This window comes from Embleya sp. NPDC055664 (assembly GCF_053618075.1).
Window position 1 is genome coordinate 89,574 of the sequence record NZ_JBSHGZ010000040.1, and the last position, 14,317, is coordinate 103,890.

12 protein-coding genes and 1 pseudogene are annotated in these 14,317 nt (G+C 72.0%); 7 read left to right on the top strand and 6 right to left on the bottom strand.

Annotated features, from left to right (window positions below):
• Positions 1-126: 126 nt before the first annotated feature.
• The 3 genes from ACWGR4_RS40480 to ACWGR4_RS40490 form a co-directional block, all read right to left on the bottom strand.
• Positions 127-549, bottom strand: a complete 423-nt coding sequence (locus tag ACWGR4_RS40480; RefSeq protein WP_452133526.1) for an SgcJ/EcaC family oxidoreductase — start codon at positions 547-549, stop codon at positions 127-129.
• A 159-nt stretch (positions 550-708) separates the two neighbouring features.
• Positions 709-1,716 carry a sigma-70 family RNA polymerase sigma factor gene (locus ACWGR4_RS40485; protein WP_452133525.1) on the bottom strand — a complete coding sequence of 336 codons (1,008 nt, stop codon included), beginning with the start codon at positions 1,714-1,716 and terminating at the stop codon, positions 709-711.
• Positions 1,717-1,804: 88 nt separating this feature from the next.
• Positions 1,805-2,323, bottom strand: a complete 519-nt coding sequence (locus ACWGR4_RS40490) for a GNAT family N-acetyltransferase (RefSeq protein WP_452133524.1) — start codon at positions 2,321-2,323, stop codon at positions 1,805-1,807.
• Positions 2,324-2,697: 374 nt separating this feature from the next.
• On the opposite strand from ACWGR4_RS40490, the gene ACWGR4_RS40495 reads away from it, so the two are divergent.
• Positions 2,698-3,738 (top strand): methyltransferase, encoded by a 1,041-nt coding sequence (locus tag ACWGR4_RS40495; protein ID WP_452133523.1) that lies wholly within the window; start codon positions 2,698-2,700, stop codon positions 3,736-3,738.
• A gap of 11 nt (positions 3,739-3,749) precedes the next feature.
• Here ACWGR4_RS40495 and ACWGR4_RS40500 read toward each other — a convergent pair whose 3' ends face one another.
• The gene (locus ACWGR4_RS40500; protein WP_452133522.1) at positions 3,750-5,570 is read right to left on the bottom strand and encodes a sugar-binding protein; all 1,821 of its coding nucleotides are present in this window, start codon (positions 5,568-5,570) and stop codon (positions 3,750-3,752) included.
• A 196-nt stretch (positions 5,571-5,766) separates the two neighbouring features.
• Between ACWGR4_RS40500 and tap the strand changes: the two genes are divergently transcribed.
• From tap to ACWGR4_RS40515, 3 genes are all read left to right on the top strand, one after another.
• Entirely contained in the window at positions 5,767-8,100 is a 2,334-nt protein-coding gene (tap, locus tag ACWGR4_RS40505; protein WP_452133521.1) for a telomere-associated protein Tap, read from the top strand.
• An 8-nt stretch (positions 8,101-8,108) separates the two neighbouring features.
• Positions 8,109-8,675: a telomere-protecting terminal protein Tpg gene (tpg, locus tag ACWGR4_RS40510; RefSeq protein ID WP_452133520.1), complete on the top strand. Its 567-nt coding sequence runs from the start codon at positions 8,109-8,111 to the stop codon at positions 8,673-8,675.
• A 103-nt stretch (positions 8,676-8,778) separates the two neighbouring features.
• The gene (locus ACWGR4_RS40515) at positions 8,779-10,179 is read left to right on the top strand and encodes an SMI1/KNR4 family protein (protein ID WP_452133519.1); all 1,401 of its coding nucleotides are present in this window, start codon (positions 8,779-8,781) and stop codon (positions 10,177-10,179) included.
• Here ACWGR4_RS40515 and ACWGR4_RS40520 read toward each other — a convergent pair.
• Together ACWGR4_RS40520 and ACWGR4_RS40525 are read right to left on the bottom strand one after the other, a co-directional pair.
• A pseudogene (locus ACWGR4_RS40520) lies at positions 10,159-10,671 on the bottom strand (AAA family ATPase); the annotation flags it as partial. The gene ACWGR4_RS40515 and the pseudogene ACWGR4_RS40520 sit on opposite strands and share 21 nt — an antisense overlap.
• A 193-nt stretch (positions 10,672-10,864) precedes the next feature.
• Positions 10,865-11,509 (bottom strand): TetR/AcrR family transcriptional regulator, encoded by a 645-nt coding sequence (locus ACWGR4_RS40525; protein WP_452133518.1) that lies wholly within the window; start codon positions 11,507-11,509, stop codon positions 10,865-10,867.
• Positions 11,510-11,632: 123 nt separating this feature from the next.
• On the opposite strand from ACWGR4_RS40525, the gene ACWGR4_RS40530 reads away from it, so the two are divergent.
• The 3 genes from ACWGR4_RS40530 to ACWGR4_RS40540 all read left to right on the top strand — a co-directional run bounded on the left by ACWGR4_RS40530 (position 11,633) and on the right by ACWGR4_RS40540 (position 14,226).
• Positions 11,633-12,433 (top strand): TauD/TfdA dioxygenase family protein, encoded by an 801-nt coding sequence (locus ACWGR4_RS40530; RefSeq protein WP_452133517.1) that lies wholly within the window; start codon positions 11,633-11,635, stop codon positions 12,431-12,433.
• Between the two features lie 112 nt (positions 12,434-12,545).
• Complete coding sequence (locus tag ACWGR4_RS40535) at positions 12,546-13,499, top strand: N-acetyltransferase (protein ID WP_452133516.1); 954 nt, start codon at positions 12,546-12,548, stop codon at positions 13,497-13,499.
• Positions 13,500-13,560: 61 nt separating this feature from the next.
• Positions 13,561-14,226 (top strand): GNAT family N-acetyltransferase, encoded by a 666-nt coding sequence (locus ACWGR4_RS40540; protein WP_452134312.1) that lies wholly within the window; start codon positions 13,561-13,563, stop codon positions 14,224-14,226.
• The last annotated feature ends 91 nt before the right edge of the window (positions 14,227-14,317 follow it).

Here is a 14,317-nt window from a genome sequence, read left to right on the forward strand (position 1 = left end):
TCGCGCCGGCGAGGCGGCCGTCCCGCCCGTCCCGCCCGTCGCCGAGGCCCCACCCGCCGCGTACCCGGGTGGGGTACGCGGCGGGAACGTCCCGAGGTCATGTGTTCAGCGTCGCCGCTGCCGTCGTCAGCCCGTGGTCACGACGGCGGGGGAGTTCTGGTACGACGCGAGCAGCCACCTGCCGTCCCGGCGGGTCAGGACCCACGTCGCGATCGCGGCGCGGTCGGCCGGTGCCTCGGTCTCGCCCGGGAAGATGACGTTCGACTCGCTGACCACGAGGGCGACGTCGTCGTTGAGGAAGCGAATGCCCAATATCTTGTTGTCGGTCGTCGAGCCCTTCAGGAAGCCGTCGAAGCCGGCCGCCATGCTCCGGCGCACGTCCTCGCGGGACCGGCGGTAGGAGCCCGGCAGGATCGCGCAGGCGTCCTCGGTGTAGTCGGCCACGAACGCGTCGGCGTCGTGCGCGTCCCAGGCGTCGTACACGCCCTCGAGAACCTGGAGGACGGCGGTCTCGTCCGCGGTTTGCGGGTGGTTGGCGGTCGTGGTCATGGTGTCCCTCGTTCCGGTCGTACTGCCGCGGATCGTCGCGCTGTGCGACGCACGGGGAGTCGTGTGTGGCTCCGCGGATACATACCGGCGGCGGGATCCGAACTCATCGCGCCCGGACGAACTTTTTTCGGCGGGATCGAAGACACGCCCCGCCGCCCGTCAGACCCCGAACCGCGGCGCGAGGCCGAACGACGCGAACACCTCGGCGTCCCGGAACACCGTGTTCCTGCCGATGCCGGAGGCGGTGACGGTGAACACCTGGAGCGTGTGCAGCTCGAACACGCCGTCGGCGCCGAGGTTGTAGGCGGCGAACCCCGGCTGGCCGTTCGCCGCGACGGGGACCAGGCGCCATGTGGTGCCCGCCTTGTCGAACACCCAGTCCATGAACCGCCCGTAGTTGTCGCGCCCGACGAACCAATTGAGCATCGGCGGCATCTCCATCAGCACGTCGTCGGTCAGGAGCCGCTTGAGCCCCTCGACGTCGGCGTTCGCGAACGCCGCCATGTAGCGATCGACGCAGGCCCGCTGTTCCGCCTGCGAGGGCTCGTCGACCCGGTCCTCCAGGACACCCGCCCGGTTCAGCCGCGCCCGCGCCCGCTGCAGCGAACTGTTGACCGAGGCGACCGAGGTACCGAGGATGTCCGCGGTCTCGGCGGCGGAGAACGCGAGCACCTCGCGCAGGATCAGCGCGGCGCGCTGCCGCGCCGAGAGGTGCTGCAACGCGGCGACGAAGGCCAGCCGCAGGCTGTCGCGATCGACGGCCGCGCCGGCGGGATCCCCCAGGTGCAGCAGCGCGTCGGGCATCGGTTGCAGCCAGGTGACCTCGCCGCCGTGGACCAGCGGATCGAGCGGCCGACTGTCGGCGACCATTCCCGAGGGCAGCGGTCGGCGACTGCGGGTCTCCAACGCCGTCAGGCAGGCATGCGTCGCGATCCGATACAGCCAGGTCCGCAGCGAACCGCGGGCCGGGTCGTACCGATCCCGGGCCCGCCAGGCCCGCAGGCAGGTCTCCTGAACCAGGTCCTCGGCGTCGTGGACCGAACCGAGGATGCGGTAGCAGTGGGCGAGCAGTTCCTGCCGATACGGCTCGATCCGCCCGCCGAAGTCCTCCACCATGGTCGCCCCCGGCCGATGTCCCCGCTGTTCCGGCCGCGAACCATATCGCAAACACCCGGCCCTGCCGGCGCCGGCCACCACGCGGTTTCGGGATGCGGGATGGGCCCCGGAAGCCGTGTGTGCTTCCGGGGCCCGGGGGTCAGCGCCGGTTGCCGGCGTCCGGATGGGTCAGTCGGAACCGGGCCGTGTTCTCGTCGGTGGTCCAGCGGCGGAAGCCGGCCTTCTCCAGCACGCGGACCGAGGACGGGTTCGACAGCTCCACGGTGGCGGACACGGTGTGGACGCCGGGTACTCCGAGGGCGAACTCCGCCAAGGCCAAGGTGGCTTCGGGGGCGTAGCCACGGCCGCGGCGGGAGGGCACGATGCCGTATCCGATTTCGAGCGTCCCCTCGTGGGGCGGCCAGAACAGGCCGATCGAGCCCACCACAAGGCCACTGTCCCGCTCGATGATCAGGCGGTGGCCGTGTTCGCCGAGCCAGGCGGGGTTGTCGTCGAAGAGGCTCGCGATGACGCGGTCGCCGTCGGCGGGGAAGTCGTCGGCCCAGTGGGCCGATCCGGTGCCGTCGAGGACGGCGCCGACTTCGGCCGCGGTCCAGGGCCGAAGGACGAGGCGGTCGGTGGTCGGCTGCGTGCGGGCCGATGAAGTGGAGGAAGTCACGTGTCACTCCTGGTCGTTGAACGACCCGCCCCGCGCTCTGTCAGTACGCGGGACGGACGAGGGAATGCCGAAGAGAGCCGACGGCGGCCATATTCATCAACCTCCCTGTCCCGCTGATCGCGCGCCTCCCGCGCGGGGGTGACGGTAGCAACCCGGGCCGGCTCGGGCAAAGGCTTTCCGGTCGGAGGCGGCCTTCGGGCGGCGGCAACGGTTGTGTGCGTCGGGGTCCCGTCGGGCCTCACGGAACGTCATGATGGACCTTCGTATCGTGATGGAGGGGAAGAGTGCGGCGGCGGGGAACCCGCCGTGAGTGGGCGAGTTGTTGTCGTGCTCGATGTGTGACTCGGATGGTTCGGGCGTTCGGAGGCGATTGCATGAACGGTGATTCCCGCGAGTCGGGTGCGGAGGCCGGGCGGCGCAGTGCCGCCCTCCTCGTCGAGGAGGCCCTGGGGTTTTTGTATCCGGCCGCGTTGCGCGCGGCGGCGGCGGTCGGGGTCGCGGACCATCTGGCCGACGGACCCCTCGATGTGGCGGAACTGGCACGACTGACGGGCACTCGGGAACAGAACCTGTATCGGCTGCTGCGACTCCTGGCCACCCGGGGGTTGTTCGAGGAGGACGACCGGGGCCGGTTCCGGCTGACCCCGGCGGGGGACTCGTTGCGTTCGGACGCGCCCGTCTCGGCACGCGCGGCGGTCCTGATGCTGACGGATCGCACGATGTGGCTGCCGAGCGGGGAGATGACCCGCTGCCTGGAAACGGGTTCCTCGGCCTTCGAGGACATCTTCGGCGTGCCGTTCTTCGAGCACTTCGCCCGGGACGAGAAGACCGCCGCCGTCTTCCACGCGGGCATGGACTCCATGTCGGAGGCGGAGAACGTGCCGATCGCCGCCGGCTACGCCTTCCCCGAGGCGGCCACGCTCGTGGATGTGGGCGGCGGCTACGGCGGCTTCCTGCTGGCCGCGTTGCGGGCCGGCCCGCGGCTGCGGGGCATCCTGTACGACCATGCCCACGTCCTGGCCGGCCACCGACTGGACGCCCCGGAACTGGCCGGCCGCTGGGCCACGGCGGAGGGCGACTTCTTCGCCTCGGTTCCCGCCGGAGACGTGTACCTGATCAAGCGCATCCTGCACGACTGGGACGACGAGCAGTGCGTGCGGATTCTGCGCAACTGCCGCCGGGCGATGGCTCCCGGCGGTCGGGTCCTCGTCGTCGACGCGGTGCTGCCGCAGGGCAACGAACCACACCAGGGCAAGGCACTGGACCTGATGATGATGGCGTCCCTGGTCGGCCGAGAGCGCACCGAGGCGGACTTCGCCCGACTGTTCGACGCGGCGGGCCTGCGGTTGGTCCGGGTCGTGCCCACCCCGACCGTGTTGTCGATCGTGGAGGGGGCCGCCTCCGAGGGCGCGTAGGCGGCGGTCGGCTATCGGCGTGGGCCGCCCGCGAGGGGGATTCCGGTGCGGCGGGACTGGGCGACGGAGGCGGGGGAGTTTGCACTCTGGGTCGCTTCCAGAGGGATTTCGGCGGGCATTTCCGGTTGGCCGGGGGATGGGATGTAGGCGGGGAGGTGGGCGGTGCCCCATACGTACGGGTCGGCCTGGGCGCTGCCGTAGGGGGACCAGGCGAGGCGGGATCGACCGGTGTTGTCCTGGGTGTCGGAGTCGTAGACGAGGATGTTGGCGGTCAGGCGCTCGGGGTCGACGGCGGCGGGGAGGTCGGCGAGGGGGATCTTCGCCTCGACGGTGTAGCCGGTATACGGCTCGGTCACGGTGGAGGCGATCGTCATTCCGGGCGCGGTGGTGTTCGCGGGGCCTTGGCGGTTGTCGCCGTCGCGTTCGGCGCACGGTCCCGAGTCGGGGGCGGTGAAGGGGAAAACGGCCGCCTTGAAGGTGGTGGAGGTGTCGTCGGAGCGGCCCTGCGGGTCGAGGTCGATCTCGATCGAATCGGTGCGCCAGTGGCGTTTGCAGTCGGCCTGCGCGTCGAGGGCGGCGCCTTTCGTGTCGTCCGTGACGTGGACGAGGACGTACAGGTCGTCGCCGTGGCGGGCGAGGTGGGCCTCGGCCGAGCAGTCCGCGGGGGCGCACTCGGAGCCCTCCCAGTGCGTCAACCTCAGGGTGTCGCCGGGGTATTCGCCCGCGCCTGCCGTGCCGTCCACCGAGGGGGCCCCGTCGACCTCGGGGATGGTGGTGATTGGGGACTCGGGGTGGGTGGGCTGGGCGTCGTTGGCCAGCCACGGCATGTTGACTTTCCAGGTCCAGTCGCGGAACTCGGCATATACCGGCAGCAGTTCGGGCTGGTCGTGTTCCGGGGCGGTGTTGGTGGTGCCGCCGTCGGCCAGGACGGTGAACCACTCGCAGGGGAGTTGGTCCGGCGGGGTGTCGACGGTGGCGGGCAGGGAGCCGAAGCCCTGGGTGACGTAGGTGCGGGCGGCGTCTCGTTCGACCTGGGCCCACGTCGTGTCGTGCTCGGCGGAGCGCGCGCCGGACCAGACGCCGATCACGGGCAGTCCGGACTTCGGGTCCGTGGCCTCCTGCGTGGAGCACTGCTCGCCGGTCGGTCCCCGGAACCCCCAGCTCTGGGTGAGCAGGCGATCGGGTTTCCAGGTGGAGTACTTCTCCTCGGTGAGTTGCTCGGGGAACGCCTGTGGCTCGCCGGCCAGGTGGAACGCCTCGATGGCCAGTCGTGCGGCCTGCTGGTGGGCGCCGTGCTGGTTGACGGGGCGCGGGTCCATGGTGACCACGGTTTTCGGGGTGGTGGCGCGGATGAGGCGGACCAGTCGTTCGAGCGTGTCGGTGGGTTGTTGGGGCGGGCGGTTCCAGACCCTGCCGGCCAGGGGTGCGTTGAGTGTGTACCAGAAGTCGGGCTTGTCGAGATAGAAGACGTTGCGGATGCCGGTGAGCCCGACGGCCTCGCGTTCCTCACCCTCGCGGATCATGCCGAGTTCGGCGCCCTCCTCGGGGCCGACGGCGTTCCCGCCGCCCTCGCCGCGGGTGATGGTGACGACCCCGGTGCTCAGCCCGTCCCGCTCCCGCCATTGCCCGAAGGTCGCCAGCGACTGGTACTCGTCGTCGGGATGCGCGCCGACGAACAACACGTCGGTGTGGGCCGCCCTCGTGGCCGCCGCCGCACCGGCGCGCGTGACCGGGTCCGCCCGCATGACGCAGCCGCCCGCGCACAGGACGCCGGCCGTCACGGTGATGGCGGCGAGGGCGGAGCGCAGGACACGCCGAGGCTGGTACGGCATCGGAGGGGCCCTTCTTGCAATGAAGACAGTGGCTGTCGGCAGCTTCCCTGGGTATGCGTCGCCCCATGCCGGGACTCACCCTTGCGGGGGACTCGGCGGCCCCCGTTGCGCTCGAAGTCGCGAGGTCGGGCGCAATGTAAGGTCTATGTCGGGTCCGGAGTGTGCTCGTTGATAGATTCGCCGGTGGAGGTGGAGCATGTCCGAGCCCCAACCGGCGTTGTTCGACGCCGTGGATGCGTTGTTGGCCGAGGCACCCGGTGATCTCCCGTCGCCGGTCGAGCGGGCGAGGCTGCGCAAGGCCGCCGGGTTCACGCAGCAGCGGGTCGCGGACGCGCTGGGGGTCCAGCGGGTGACGGTCGTGGCCTGGGAGGCCGGGCGCAGTGATCCGCGCCCGCCGCAACGCCAGGCGTACGCCCGCCTGTTGGCGGGGCTCGCCGAGCGCTACCCCGCGCCGCGACCGGCCCCGGGCGGGGGCGACGCGGCGGAGGGCGCCACCGGGCCGGTCGACGAACACGACGGGTCCAACGAGGCCGGGACCGCAGCGGACACGGCCGCCGCCGCGGACACCACCTTCACGGCGGCGCTCGACCCGGGCGGCGCCGGGGCGAGGACGGCCGCCGCGCCGTGGGTACGTAGCGCGCCGCCGTCGCCGGCCGTGCCGCCGACGCTCGCGGCGGAGACGCCCGCAGCGGAGTTGCCCGCCGTCGACAAGCCCCCTGCCGCCCCGCCGCCCGCCGCCCGGCGGCCGTCGCGCTCCGCCCCGCCTGTGGCGGCTCGCTCCACCACGCCCCCCTCGGCCGCCTCCCCCAAGTCGCCGCCCCGCACCCGTACGGCCGCCAAGGCCGACACGCCCCCCTCCGACGCGCCGCCCGCAGCCCGGTTCCCCGCCGGCCCCCTCGCCGTCCTCGACGCCGACAAGGGTCGGCTCGTGGCGTACCTGGTCGACGGTCGGGTCCTGCCCGGTCCCGCGAAGTCGCTGCCCGCCGTGGTCGCCTGGGCCCTGGACGTCGGCCTCGGCGCCGAGCGCCTGCACCGCGCCGGCCGCGACGCCGACCCGCTCGTCGTGGTCACCGCCGCCGCCGGCGAGCGGCTGGGTGTACCCGCCGACCTGGAGGACCGCCGCAACCTGCGCCTGCCCGACGACCACAAGCTGGTCAAGCAGGTCACCAAGGACGGCTGGCGGCTGACCCGGCGCGGCTTCGGCCCCTGGACCAAGGTCTACCGACCGCCCGCCGACGGTGGCCGCCGGCAGTGCGTGCAGTTCGCCTTCCTCGGCTGGGACGCGCTCGACACCCGTTCCTGGGCCGGCGCCGCCGACCTGCCCGCACCGCGACTGGCCGAACTCCTGGGCACCTACGCCACCCGTGTGGTCACTCCCCGCGGCTCCACGGCCGTCGCCGGCCTGACCCTGATGACCGAGCTGCGCCCGCCGACCCAGGCCGTCAAGGACGAAAGCACCGGCAACTGGCGCTCCGGCCCGGTCGGCGGCTCGCTGACCGAGGCCGTCGACCCGGCGCCGCCGGAGGCCCCGGACGAGCACCCGGTCGCGCAGAACCGGGGCGGCGCCGACGTGCTGGTGGAGGAGGCCTACGACTGGCACCGCCCCATCCACCTGGTCGGCGACGACGAGGGCAATCGCGAATACGCCGTCGGCCTCGATGTCAACACCGCCTTCCTCGCCGCCGCCTCCCGCCTGCCGGTGGGCCTGGGCGCCCCGGTCCACGTCGAGGCACCCACCTTCGACCGCAAGCTCCCCGGCTGCTGGTATGTCGACCTCTCCGGCATCGAGCTCGACCCCCGCCTGCCCAACCCGTTCACCCCGACCGGCCTGCCCCCGACCGGCCCCGGCTGGTATGCCACCCCCACCGTCGCCTACGCCGCCGAACTCGGCGCCGAGATCGACCCGTTCGAGGCGTGGATCCGTCCGCAGCACGGCGCCTACCTCGACCCCTGGTACACCCGCCTGCGGGACGCCTATCTGGCCACCATGGCCGACCTCGGCGTCACCCCCGACCTCGACGACACCGCGTTCCTGGCCGCGATGGCCGAGCACAAGCGCGCCGACCCCGCCCGCGCGATCGTCCTGGCCGCGATCAAGGCGACCGTCAAGGGCGGCATCGGCAAGCTCCGCGAACGCCCCCAGGGCGCCCGCTACCGCCCCGGCGACCGCTGGCCCGCGCTGGAGCGACCGACCTGGCGCCCCGACATCCGCGCCGCCGTGATCGCCAACGCCCGCGTCGGCATGCACCGCAAGATCCGCAAACTCGCCACCACCGCCGACCTGTACCCCATCGCGGTGCTCTCCGACTGCGTCGTCTACCTCTCCGAGGGGCCCTCCCCCCTGGACGTCCTGCCGCGCACGGCCGACGGCAAGCCGATCCCGGGCGGTTTCCGCCTCGGGGTCAGCCCCGGCATGGTCAAACACGAGGGCACCCGCCCCCTCGAATGGGCCCTGCGCATGCTCGTCGAGGGACAAAACCCCGCCCGCCACATCAAGGACGGCGTCGACGCCGTCGCCGAAGGCGAATAGGAACCCGCATGGGCAAGATCGGCGACGGCCTCGACCAGGCCGCCCAACACGTCCTCACCCGCAAACCGCCCCGGTCCACCAAGGCCCGCGTACGGTTCCTGATGAGCAAGAACCAGAACCGCACCCGCATCGTCGCCGCGCTCCTCGGCGTCAGCCAACGTACCGTCGAGCGCTATCTCAAGGGCGACCGCAAGAATCCGCCCGGACCCGTCAACGCCCGGATCGACGCGGAGGTCCGCCGCCTGTGGCAACCCCGCGTCCGCCGCCGCGCCGAACAACGCGCCGCCGCCGCGGGCGCCGTGATCGTCGAGACCAGGGCCCGATTCGGATTCTCCTCGGCCGCCGGGTCCACCGACGACCCCCGCATGCGCCGCATCACCCAACCCCTTCCCCCCGACCGCGCCCGGGAGTTGTTCGACGCCCACCACGCCGGCGCCCCCGAACGCGACCTGGAGCGCATCGTCGCCGCCGGCCTGCACCAGGCCTACTTCCAGGAGAGCGGCACCCGCGCCGAAGACCTGGAGGCGGTCGAACTCACCGACGTCGACTACTGCGAGTTCGACATCCGAGGCTGACCGAGCCGAACCCGCGCCGAGCCGAGCGCCGTCCGCGACCGAGCACCGTCGCGCCGAGGCACAATCGTGGTCGAGCGTCGGTGGCTCGGCGTACGGTCCGGGCATGGATGATCACCGGAACCCGGCTCGCTCGATCGACGACTTCGCGACCTGGGAGCCCATGTTGCGCCTCGTGCGGGCGAGCCGGGCGGAGCGCCTCGCCGTCCCGGGCGCCCGCGTGGCGGGCCACATCGGACGGGGCGGCTGGAGCGTACCGATCAAGCAAGGGGTGTCGCGGACCCGTCGGGACGAGCACGACGCCGTGGGGCGGGTGCGCGATGCTCTGGCAGAGGACGGCATCGACACCGTTTCGTTCACCGTGGAGGTCGATCCGGCGGGACGGGCGCTGCTGCACATACTCGAGTACGGCCCGGCCGTGGAGTCCGGCGTCGGACCGCATCCGGGAGCGCTCGTCCTGGTCGAGGGCTCGCTGCCGCAGCCCTGGCACCGCCTGCCCGATGCGGTGCCGGGGGCGCGGCCGGCACCGTCGGCGGACCCCGAACTGCTGGAGCGCACACTTCGCGAACGACTGCCCGACGCGGTCGGCGCCACCGAGGCCGAGATCGCCGCCGCCGAGACGCGCCTGGGCATCGCCCTGCCCGACGAACTCAAAGCGCTCTATCGGGTGACGCGGTCGCATTGGGAGGATTGGCAGGACGACGACGAAGCGGCGCGGCGCCAGTCCGAGGCCGTCCGCTGCGAACTCTTCGGCCTGGCGGACCTGTATGTCGCCGAGGCGGCAACCCGCTACTTCCTCTGGCGGTTCGCGGCGATGGACGCGATCGACCTCCGGCCCGACGCCGCCGTACAGGGGCTGGTCGGTTCCCCGGGCTGGATCGTTTTCGGGGACAACGGCGGCGGCGACCGGTTGGCCGTCGATCTGACCCCCGGTCCCCGCGGCCACACCGGGCAGGTCATCATCCTCTCCCACGAGGAGAGCGTGGGCGCCGGGCTCGTTGCCGACTCCCTCACCGACATGATGCTCGACCGACGCCGGCGGGCGGAATCCGGGCTGCGCGGAGCGGGGCGGGAGTCACCGGCGGTGGCATGGGTCAACGCGTCGAGCGTGCGCAGCCTGGAGGCCGCCGCCCATCCCGGGCTGGAAGTCGTGTCCATCGGTGTGTGGAACGACCCGCCGCTCAGCCTCGCACCGCTGATCGGCCTGCCGCGGCTGCGGACCCTCACCGCCTACCCCGACACGATCGCCGACCCACGGGAGATCGCCGGGCTCACCGGGCTGGAATACCTCGAACTCGCGCCGCGGGACTGGCGTGTCCTCCTCGACGCGGGAGTCGTCCCGCGCGGTCTGCAGGCGGCCTCGATCAAGGCGAGCCACGACGACGACCCACTACCCGTCGCGGCCCTGGCCGACGAACTCCTCGCCCTGTGGGGTCGCCCGCCGATCACCCGAACCGCCCTCACCGGCGACCTCGGCCCCGCGGCCGACGGCCTCGGCGATCTGTAGCGCCGCCGCGGTAGGGGTGAGGTGGGTGGTGTCGACGACCTCGGCCTCGGCGTGCAGCCAGGTGCGGGCCGCCTCGGCGTAGGGCTCCAGGTACTTGAAACGGAAGGGGGAGGGGCCCAGGAGGGTGTCGCCCTCGATGCGCCGGCGCAGGGTGTCCTGGTCGGCGTGGAGGACGAAGTGCCGTATCGGGACGGCGTGTCGGGCCAGGCCCGTGCTGATCTCGCGCCAGTACCGCTCGACCAGGACGGTCATCGGCACGACCAGGGTGCCGCCGGTGTAGTCGAGTACGCGGTGGGCGGTCTCGACGACCAACTCGCGCCACGGCGGCCAGTGTTGGAAGTTGTCCGTTGCCGGCAGCCCGGGCTTGATGTCCATGAGCGTCTCGCCGACCTTCTCGGCGTCGAACACCCGTGAATTCGGGAGCAGTGGTTGCAGGAGCGCACTGGTCGTCGTCTTGCCGGCGCCGTGCGTGCCGTTGAGCCATACGATCATGGGCTCGACGGTACCGGTGTGGTTCGCGAGGCGCGCCGCACCTGTCAGTCGCGCCACCACGGTTCGCGGATCACGTCGTTCTCGTCCGCCGCGCAGCTGGGTGATCTGATCCGGATGTCACAGGCCACAGGAGAGGAATCGCGGTGTCCTCGGCGACGGCACGGCGCGCGGTGTGTCCGGCCGCCCCGCGGAATCAGCATCGGCGCACGGCTCCCGTGGGATCCAGTACGCCCACCGCCGCGTCGGCGAGTTCGGTCAGCAAGTCCTCGAAGGGCAGGGGGAGTTCGGCGCCCTGATCGAGGCGGCGTTCGCTGTCGGCGAGGGTCGCGGTGACCAGGAGCAACATCAGCCGCAGCCGGGTCGCGTGTACGGCGGGTGGGGTGTCCGGCTCGGCGGCGGTGAGGGTGTCCTCGATCAGCGCGGTGACGGCGCGCACGCCGCCGGCGACGTCGGAACCCAGCGGCGGGGACAGCACCTCGCCTTCGAGCGTGAAGCGATGCACGAACCGGGCGTAGTGGCTCTCGCGCGCACCGTCGCGCATGGCCTCGGCGAGCGGTCGCAGGTGGATGTCGACGAGCGCCGCGAGGTCGTTGCGGCGCTCGTCGGGGAGGGCGGCGAGCAGGTCGAGGCGGCGCAGGTTGAGCGGCGCGAGGCGGTCCTCGTACAGCGCGCGGACCAGTGCCTCGCGGGTGCCGAAGTGGTACTGCACGGCGGAGTTGTTGCGCTGTCCCGCCGCGGCGCCGATCTCGCGCAGCGACACGGCGGCGATGCCGCGCTCGGCGAACAGGCGCTCGGCGGCGTCCAGGATGCGTGCGCGGGTTCGGGTCTTGACATCCACGGGAGGAGTGTAAGACATTCCGTCTCAGTCGATTGATTAAGACAGTCTGTCTCACAAGGCTCGATCGCATCGATCGCATCGATCGCATCGATCGCATCGAACAAACAAGACCTTGGAGTACCCGTGTTCGACGTCCGCCCCCTGACACCCGCCATCGGCGCCGAGATCGCCGGGATCGACCTGAACCGCGATCTCGGCGCGGACGCCTACGCCGGCCTCGCCGACGCGCTGCACACCCACCAGGTGCTGTTCTTCCGCGACCAGGACATCTCCGCGCGCCGCCAGCGCGACTTCGCGGCCGGATTCGGGGCGCTCCAGCGCTTTCCGTTCGGCGAGCCGCCCGAGGCCGACCTGCCGGAGGTCATGGTGTTGGCCACCGACGGCGACGGGCCCAAGGTCTCCAACGCCGACATCTGGCACAGCGACGCGACGTTCCTGGCCCGCCCGCCGATGGGCACGATGTTGCGCGCGGTGTCGCTGCCGCCGCTCGGCGGCGACACGCTGTGGGCCGACATGGAGAGCGCGTACACCGCCCTCTCCGCGCCGATGCGCGCGCTGCTGGACGGCCTCACGGCGGAGCACGACGTCACCAAGTCGCGCTCGCACCGCGGCGGCGACCCGCGGGCGCTGCCGCCGGTCGTGCATCCCGTGGTGCGCACACATCCGGTGACCGGTCGCCGATGCCTGTACGTGAACCGCATCTTCACCACCCGGATCGTCGAACTCGACGAACGCGAGAACGAGTTGCTGCTGCCCCACCTCTTCGAGCACGTGACCCGGCCCGACTTCCAGGTGCGGTTCGCGTGGCGGCCGGGCGACATCGCGCTGTGGGACAACCGCAGCACCCAGCACTACGCGGTGTACGACTACCGGGGCCCGCGCGTCATGCACCGCATCGTCATCGAGGGCGACGAACCGCGCTGAGCCCGGTGGAACGAGGCGTGGTCGGCCGGTTCGGTCCGAGTCTGGGGTATCGTCGGCCGGGTACCGCATCGCATGGCGGCTTCTCTGTCGGATCTTCAACGGAGTCCTCCGCATGCCTTCGTCCGCTCCCACGGTGCGCCTGTTTCGTCGCGACGACCGCGACCAACTCACCGACCTCGTCAACGCCCACGTCGCCGCCGTGGTCCCCGGTGTCTCCGTGTCCGTGAACACAGTGCTCGACTGCCTGACCCGGCGGCCCGGCGAGTTCGTCACCGATCCGTGGGTCGCGGAACGGGTCACGTTGGTGGCCGAACACCACCGGTGCGTGGTGGCCGCGGCGCACCTGCTGCGCTATCGCGACGATGCCGAGGTCGGCACCGACTACCGGGACGCGAGTGTGGTCGACTGGTTCGTCTGCCGGCCGGCCGCCTCCTTGCGGCCCGACGCCGAGCGGGCCGCCGACCTGCTGATGCAGGCGTGCCTGGCGCAGTCGGCCCGCTGGGGCGTGCGGGCGCGGTACGCGGACGGCGCGCTGCCGGCGCCCGGCGTGTACGGCCTGCCGCGACCGTGGCCGCACGTTCGGGCCGTCTTCGAGCGTGCCGGGTTCCACCACACGGGCGACACCGAGGTCGTCCTGATCGCTGAGGTCGCCGATCTCCGCCGAGCGCCCGCCGACCCCTCGGCGCAACGTTTCGTCGTGAGTCGATCCGTCGGCGAGTGCGGTACCCGGCTGACCGCCCGTCACGGCGACCGCGAACTCGGCTACATCGAGGTCGACACCATGCTCGACCGACCCGAACGCCGCGCCCGAGGCGGCGGCCTGGCCGACATCGGCAACCTGCACGTCGCACCCGACACCGACGCGGACGACCTGACCGGCCACCTGCTCGCCCACGCGGCCGAATGGCTGCACCTCGCCGGCACGGAGCGCGTGCTCGACTACGAATCCGCCGCCGACACCACGTGGATCACCCGGCTGACCGCCGCCGGTTTCCGCGAACTCGCCCGCACCGACCGAGGCTGGGAACACCGGCTCCACGCCGGCTCGCTCACGTACCCGACCTGACCGTCGCCGCGCCCGATGCCCCGGTCGCGGCCGGTGGCAGGGTTCGTGGCATGCTCGGCTCGTGCTTGTGACCCGGCGGCTGACCATGGACGACGTACCCGCGCTGACCGAGTTGGTGGTCCGGAACCGCGAGTTCCTGGCCCCCTGGGAGCCGCTGCGCGCCGACGACTTCTTCACCCTGGACACGCAGGCGGCGCAGATCCGCGAGGCGTTGGCCGAGGCGTCGGCCGGCCGGGTGCACCTGCGCGTGATCGTGGACGAGGCCGGGGACGTGGTCGGCCGGATGACGCTGAACGGCATCGTGCGCGGGGCGCTGCAGTCGTGCGCCATGGGCTATTGGGTGAGCGCGCACGCCAACGGCCGCGGCCTCGCCACGGCCGCGGTGCGCGAGACGGTGCGGGTCGCCTTCGACGACCTGCGGCTGCACCGGGTGCAGGCGGAGACGCTGACGGACAACGTCGGGTCGCAGCGGGTGCTGGAACGCAACGGCTTCACGCGGTACGGCCTGGCGCCCGAATACCTCAGGATCGCCGGACGCTGGCAGGACTTCGTGATGTACCAGGTGATCAACCGCGCGTTCGACCACGACGCGCCCGAGGACGAGTCCCGTGTCGGCGACGACGAGCGCGGAGATGGCGAACCGACGTCCGCAAAGGTGGACGCCGGCCGCCAAGAATTGCCGGCTCCGCCCGCCCGCGCGGGCGGAGCCGGTTCGTTCGCCGACTAGGCCGCGTATCCAGTCGTGATCAATGAGTGGTGTGGGTGAGGGCGTTGAGCCAGATCATCGCGGCGCGAAGATGGAGGGCGGCGAGGTAGCT

Bases quoted from the DNA above. Each gene is read 5' to 3' on its own strand.
- ACWGR4_RS40500 (WP_452133522.1), bottom strand. From the start codon at position 5,570: ATGCCGTACCAGCCTCGGCGTGTCCTGCGCTCCGCCCTCGCCGCCATC.
- ACWGR4_RS40480 (WP_452133526.1), bottom strand. From the start codon at position 549: ATGACCACGACCGCCAACCACCCGCAAACCGCGGACGAGACCGCCGTC.
- tpg (WP_452133520.1), top strand. From the start codon at position 8,109: ATGGGCAAGATCGGCGACGGCCTCGACCAGGCCGCCCAACACGTCCTC.
- ACWGR4_RS40515 (WP_452133519.1), top strand. From the start codon at position 8,779: ATGGATGATCACCGGAACCCGGCTCGCTCGATCGACGACTTCGCGACC.
- tap (WP_452133521.1), top strand. From the start codon at position 5,767: ATGTCCGAGCCCCAACCGGCGTTGTTCGACGCCGTGGATGCGTTGTTG.
- ACWGR4_RS40495 (WP_452133523.1), top strand. From the start codon at position 2,698: ATGAACGGTGATTCCCGCGAGTCGGGTGCGGAGGCCGGGCGGCGCAGT.
- ACWGR4_RS40535 (WP_452133516.1), top strand. From the start codon at position 12,546: ATGCCTTCGTCCGCTCCCACGGTGCGCCTGTTTCGTCGCGACGACCGC.